At 73.7% G+C, this 4,997-nt stretch carries 4 protein-coding genes and 1 pseudogene; 2 read left to right on the top strand and 3 right to left on the bottom strand.

The window, feature by feature from the left end:
• The coding region (locus AB0K37_RS07425) for a hypothetical protein (protein ID WP_363976251.1) at nt 1-210 on the top strand (210 nt) is incomplete at its 5' end.
• Here AB0K37_RS07425 and AB0K37_RS07430 read toward each other — a convergent pair.
• From AB0K37_RS07430 to AB0K37_RS07440, 3 genes are all read right to left on the bottom strand, one after another.
• Nucleotides 203-1,639 carry a metallophosphoesterase family protein gene (locus tag AB0K37_RS07430; RefSeq protein WP_363976254.1) on the bottom strand — a complete coding sequence of 479 codons (1,437 nt, stop codon included), beginning with the start codon at nt 1,637-1,639 and terminating at the stop codon, nt 203-205. The two genes, AB0K37_RS07425 and AB0K37_RS07430, sit on opposite strands and share 8 nt — an antisense overlap.
• Before the next feature lie 216 nt (nt 1,640-1,855).
• The gene (locus tag AB0K37_RS07435; protein ID WP_363976256.1) at nt 1,856-2,572 is read right to left on the bottom strand and encodes a glutamine amidotransferase; all 717 of its coding nucleotides are present in this window, start codon (nt 2,570-2,572) and stop codon (nt 1,856-1,858) included.
• A complete protein-coding gene (locus tag AB0K37_RS07440) occupies nt 2,562-3,812 on the bottom strand; it encodes a MurT ligase domain-containing protein (RefSeq protein WP_363976258.1) in 1,251 nt (416 codons plus the stop codon). The genes AB0K37_RS07435 and AB0K37_RS07440 overlap by 11 nt, the downstream gene beginning before the upstream one ends.
• 357 nt (nt 3,813-4,169) lie before the next feature.
• On the opposite strand from AB0K37_RS07440, the pseudogene AB0K37_RS07445 reads away from it, so the two are divergent.
• Nucleotides 4,170-4,997, top strand: a pseudogene (locus AB0K37_RS07445) (hypothetical protein); the annotation flags it as partial.

Below are 4,997 nucleotides of genomic sequence, written 5' to 3' on the forward strand. Positions count from 1 at the left end.
GTGCGCGCCGCCGGACTTCTCGGCGCGGCCGACGCGGCCCGCCGGAGCGTGGACGCCCCGCTGCCGCCCGCCGAACGCGGCGACGTCGACCGCATCACAGCCGCGGCGACCGCCGTCCTGGGCGAGCGGGCCTTCGTCGAAGCGTTCCGCCGGGGCGGGCAGCGGGCCTTCACCGAGGCCTTCCCCCCGGGCGCCCCGACGGTCAGCTGAGGCCCGAAAGGTCGCGGTCCACGACCGTGTTGCGGTCGGTGGGACGGTTCCCGAGGGAGAGCTGAGGCCATTGCCCGGAGAGTTCCTGGCGGCTGCGCTCGCTCCAGGCGCGGGCCTCGTCCCCGCGGGTCTTGTAGAAGTTGAGCGCGTACCCGCCGGTGTGGACGCGCAGGAGCGTGAATCCGCCCGGATACTCCTTGACCGCCCCGACCTCCTGCTGGACGACCCGGGGCGCGAGCGGGAAAACGGAACGCTGGTTGCGGTGCGTGTGACCCGCGTGGTGGAGGAACACGCCGGGCGTCCGGTTGTAGGCCGCGAGGATCCGCAGGGACTGGCCCGCGTCGAGGGAGTGGGCCCCGGTGACGGCGAGCGGGTCGTTCTCGGTGAAGAGCGGGTGGTGGCCGAAGACGAGGGTGGGGCGCTCCGGGTCCTTCTTCAACTCCGCCTCGAACCAGGCCTGCTGCTCCCCCGAGAGGCCGCCGGAGTCGCCGCCGTCGCCGGGCTTGTCGTAGGTGTCGAGCCCGATGACGCGCAGGCCCCGCAGGTCGTGGGAGAAGTACGTCCGGCCGGACGTCGAGAACGCGTCCTTGAAGCAGTCGTTCCCTTGGTGCTCGCCCGGGCTGCACCCGCCGTAGGGAGCCCCGGTGTGCGCCCGGTCGTGGTTGCCGCGGGCCACCAGGTAGTCGTCGCCCAGGGTCCCGAAAGTGTCGAGGATGCTCTTGGCGCTCGCGAGATCGGCGGGAGCGGCCTCGCTCGACACGTCCCCGGCGGCGAGAAGGAACTGCGCACCCCTGGCCCGCGCGTCGGCGATGAGAGCGTGCGCCATCACCTCGGGATAGGGCGGGTGGCCGGGCACCTGCTCGATGCCTTTGATCCAGGGAAGCTGACCGACCAGCCCGGCCACCGTCTCGCCCAGGTGCAGGTCGTTGCAGAGGGCGACCGAGAAGAGGTGGCGGCCCGGAGGCGGTTGCGGGGTCGTGAAAGCGAAGACGTCCCCATGGGGGGCGCCCGCCGCTCGGCCCGCGGCCAGCCAGGTGGGAGCGGCGTCCCGTCCTCTGGAGCGGGCCCTGTAGTAGTAGGTGCGCCCAGGCTCCAGGCCGGTCAGCTCGACGTAGTGGTACGGGGTGCCGGACGGGCCGTACGCGACGCTGGTGAGGCGGGACGGGTGCGTCCCGTAGAGGACCTCGGCGTCGGACGGCGCGGGTCGTATCCGCCCCAGGCCGTCGTCCGTCCCGGGGACGCCCGTGTACCAGGTGAGGACGGCCGTCGTCTCCGTGACGGTGACCAGTTCGAGGTTCACCGGCCGGACGTCGTCCGAGGCCCGCGCGGACGCCGCCTCGACGGCGGGCAGGAGCGAGGCGCCCGCGACGACGGCGCTCCAGCGCAGGAGCGCCCGGCGGGAGGGCCGGCAGCAGATCACGATCGTCACGGTCGCAGCACGAAGCCCCCCGCGCCAGACCCAAAGTCACCACGATCGACAGACCCGGCCGTCGACCGGCGAACCACCCGAAAGCGCCCGGACCCCGGTCAGCTCACAAGGACGCCAACCCCCGCGCAGACCCACCCCCACGCGCAGACCCACCCGCAGCGTGAGCCGACCCACCACAGGGGTCAGGGCATCACCGGGGTCAGGGCATCACCGGGGTCAGGGCATCACGGCCTGGAGGCGCTCCTCGCGGAGGCGCCCGGCCCACGAGTCGTCCAGCGGGGGGATGTCCCTCCCGACGGCCCAGCGGAGCAGCAGGTCGGCCAGGCCGGGGTTGCGGACGAGCGCAGGGCCGTGCATGTAGGTGCCGAGGACGCGGCCGCTGTAGGCGCCCTCGAAGCCGTTCCCGTCGCCGTTGCCGACGCCGTGCAGCACCTTCGCGAAGGGGCGCGCGTTCGGGCCGATGTGCGTGACGCCCTGGTGGTTCTCGAAGCCGGTGATGCGCGGGACGTTCAACTCGCCCGCGACGTCCCCGACGATCTCGCCGACGGCGCGCTGCTCGCCGCGGCCGGAGCGGATGTCGAGCAGGCCGAGGCCCGGCACGGGCTGGCCCTCCTCGCCGCCGAACTCGTGGCCGAGCAGCTGGTAGCCGGCGCAGACCGCGAACACGACCGCGCCGGACTGCACGGCCCGCGCGAGGCCGCCGTCGCCCCGCAGCCGCTGCGCCGCGAGGATCTGCGGCCGGTCCTCGCCGCCGCCGAGCAGGTAGATGTCGCCGTCGGCGGGCACGGGCTCGTCGGACCGGAGGCTGACGGTCTCGGTGGGGATGCCGCGCAGCGCCGCGCGCCGCTCCAGGACGATCGTGTTGCCCTGGTCGCCGTAGGTGCTGAGCAGGTCCGGGTAGATCCAGACGATTTTGATGCGGTCAGACGACACGGCCGTACCTCGTTCGGATGGTCTGGAAGGCGGTGTAGTTGGCGATCACGTCCAGGTGCCCGGGCGGGACGGCCATGACCGCCTGGTCGATGTCGTCCACCACCGTGAAGGACACCTCGGCGGCCTCCAGCCGGGCGGCGAGGTCGATGCGGCGCTCGCCGGTCACCCACACGGGGCGGCCCCGCAGGATGCGGTAGTCGACGTCCCACAGCCAGGACGTGTCGCGGCCGTCGGGGCCCTGCGCGTTGATCGACAGCGCGACGGGGCCGGGCGCGGGCTGCAGGACGTCGAACGCCTCCAGCCATCCGGCGGGGTTCTTCGACAGCAGCAGCCGGATCGAGCGGCCCTGGTGCTCGACCGTCGTGTACCGGCCGGCGACGGAGGTGACCTGCGACAGCAGCGGGAGGGCCTGCTCGGGCGGCACCCCGAACTGCGCGACGACCGCGAGGGCGATCAGGGCGTTCGAGCGGTTCGCGCGGCCGGGCAGGGACAGGCCCGTGAGGGAGTACGCCCGGCCGTCGGGCGCGGTGATCGTGTCGCCGCGCAGCGTCCAGTCGGGGCGGGGGCGGGCGAAGTGGCACTGCCGGCAGCGCCAGTCGCTGTCCTCGTCGGTGTCCTGACGGTCGAGGGGGCCGCCGCACTCGGGGCAGCACCAGGAGTCCTCGCGCCAGTGCTGGCCCGCGGCGACCCAGGTGACGCTCTTGGCCGTGGACGCGCCCCAGGTGACCAGCGGGTCGTCGCAGTTGGCGATGACGTGGCTGGTCGGGGACGCCTCCAGGGCGCGCCGCCACTTGCCGGCCAGCAGCCAGATCTCGGCGGCGCGGTCCATCTGGTCGCGGCTGAGGTTCATCAGCGCGACGATGTTCGCCCCGGTCTCCTTCAGGACCATCGGGACGTACTTCTCGTCGCACTCCAGCACGCCGTAGCGGGCGGACGGGGCGGACGCCAGCGCGGACACGTGACCGGTCGGCATGTTCGCGCCGAACGCGTTGGTGGCGACCTCGCCGAGCGGCGTCATGGCCGAGGTGATCAGCCGGGTCGTCGTCGTCTTGCCGTTGGTGGCGCTGACGAGGACGAGCTTGCGGTCCTTGGCGAGCCTGGTCAGCAGCTCGGGGTCGAGCCGGAGGCCGACCCGGCCGCCGATCACCGAGCCGTCCCCGCGGCCTGCCATTCGGGACATCTTGGCGGCCGTACGACCGAGCGCGACGGCCAGCTGCGAACGCAGCGGAAGATCGCTCATGGACTCCGTCTTCTCTGGATGCGCCGGGAAACCGCTCCGAGCCTAGCCGCTGAGCGGGACGCTCGCGGCGCGCCCGGCGGTTCGGGGGACGTCCGTCACACCATCGGTGCACAATGTGAGCAGCATCACAACGATCCCGGTAAACCACTGGCAGCAATCTTGACCAGTACCGACATGTCGTGATTGCGTGCGACCTCCGACTGCGGTGCGCCGGATTACCAACCACGCGTCCAAGAACGGCGTCACCCACTACTTTTGTCGGGAGCCCCGCTGATGATCGCGGGGAGCGGTGCCCGCCCCGGGCGGCGGGCCTGGATCGCAAGCGTGGACAAGCGGCTAAAAGGCGAGGTCTGAGCGATGCAGTGTCCGACGTGCGGGAATGACACGCCTGGGACGCTCGGCAAGTGTTCGCACTGCGAGGCGCCGATCGACGTGTACTCGGTCGGGCCCGCCGTCCCGCTGGCGTCGCCGGTCGCGGAGGCCGCCCCGGCGGGCGTCGCGGGCGGCGCCGACACGCTCGGGGACCGGACGATGACGGCTCCGCCGTCCTGGGCCTCCGGCCCGCAGGGCGCGCCCGAGCCTCCGGCGCAGCCGCCGCTCCGGCTGTCGGCCGAGCCGCCGATCCGGCTGCCCGCGGAGCCGCCCGCGACCGCCTCGGCGCCGACGCCCGCCGTCGCGTCCCCGCTGCCGTCCCCCGACCCCGACGACACCGCGGCCTGGACGTTCGACCCCGACGCCGACGACGACTCCGGCGCCTTCGCCGCCCCGCCCTCGCAGCCCTCGTGGGCCGGCGGGCAGCAGGCGACGCCCGCCGCGGAGCCGCCCGCCCCGGCCTCGGCGTCGAACCCGTTCGGCCTCCAGGACCAGGCCCCCCGCACGGAGTCGATCGTCCCGGACTCGTGGTTCGCCCAGCCGCGCAAGCCCGAGGCGCCGGAGGCCGACGCCACGCAGGCGTGGGGCCAGCAGCCTCCCGGCGGCCCGCAGTTCCCCGCCCTCCCGGACGCCGAGGCGACGCAGATCGCCCCCGCCGCGGGGCCGGGCCCGGCCATGCCCGGCGCCCAGGGCTTCGGCGACGACCTCGACCGGACGCGGATGGACCCCGGCTCCCCCATGGGCGCCCCCGCCCCGATGGGCGGCATGGGGAACATGGGCCAGCCCCCGATGCAGACGATGCAGATGCAGAAC

It is taken from the genome of Actinomadura sp. NPDC049753, from assembly GCF_040674655.1.
GTDB lineage: Bacteria > Actinomycetota > Actinomycetes > Streptosporangiales > Streptosporangiaceae > Spirillospora > Spirillospora verrucosospora.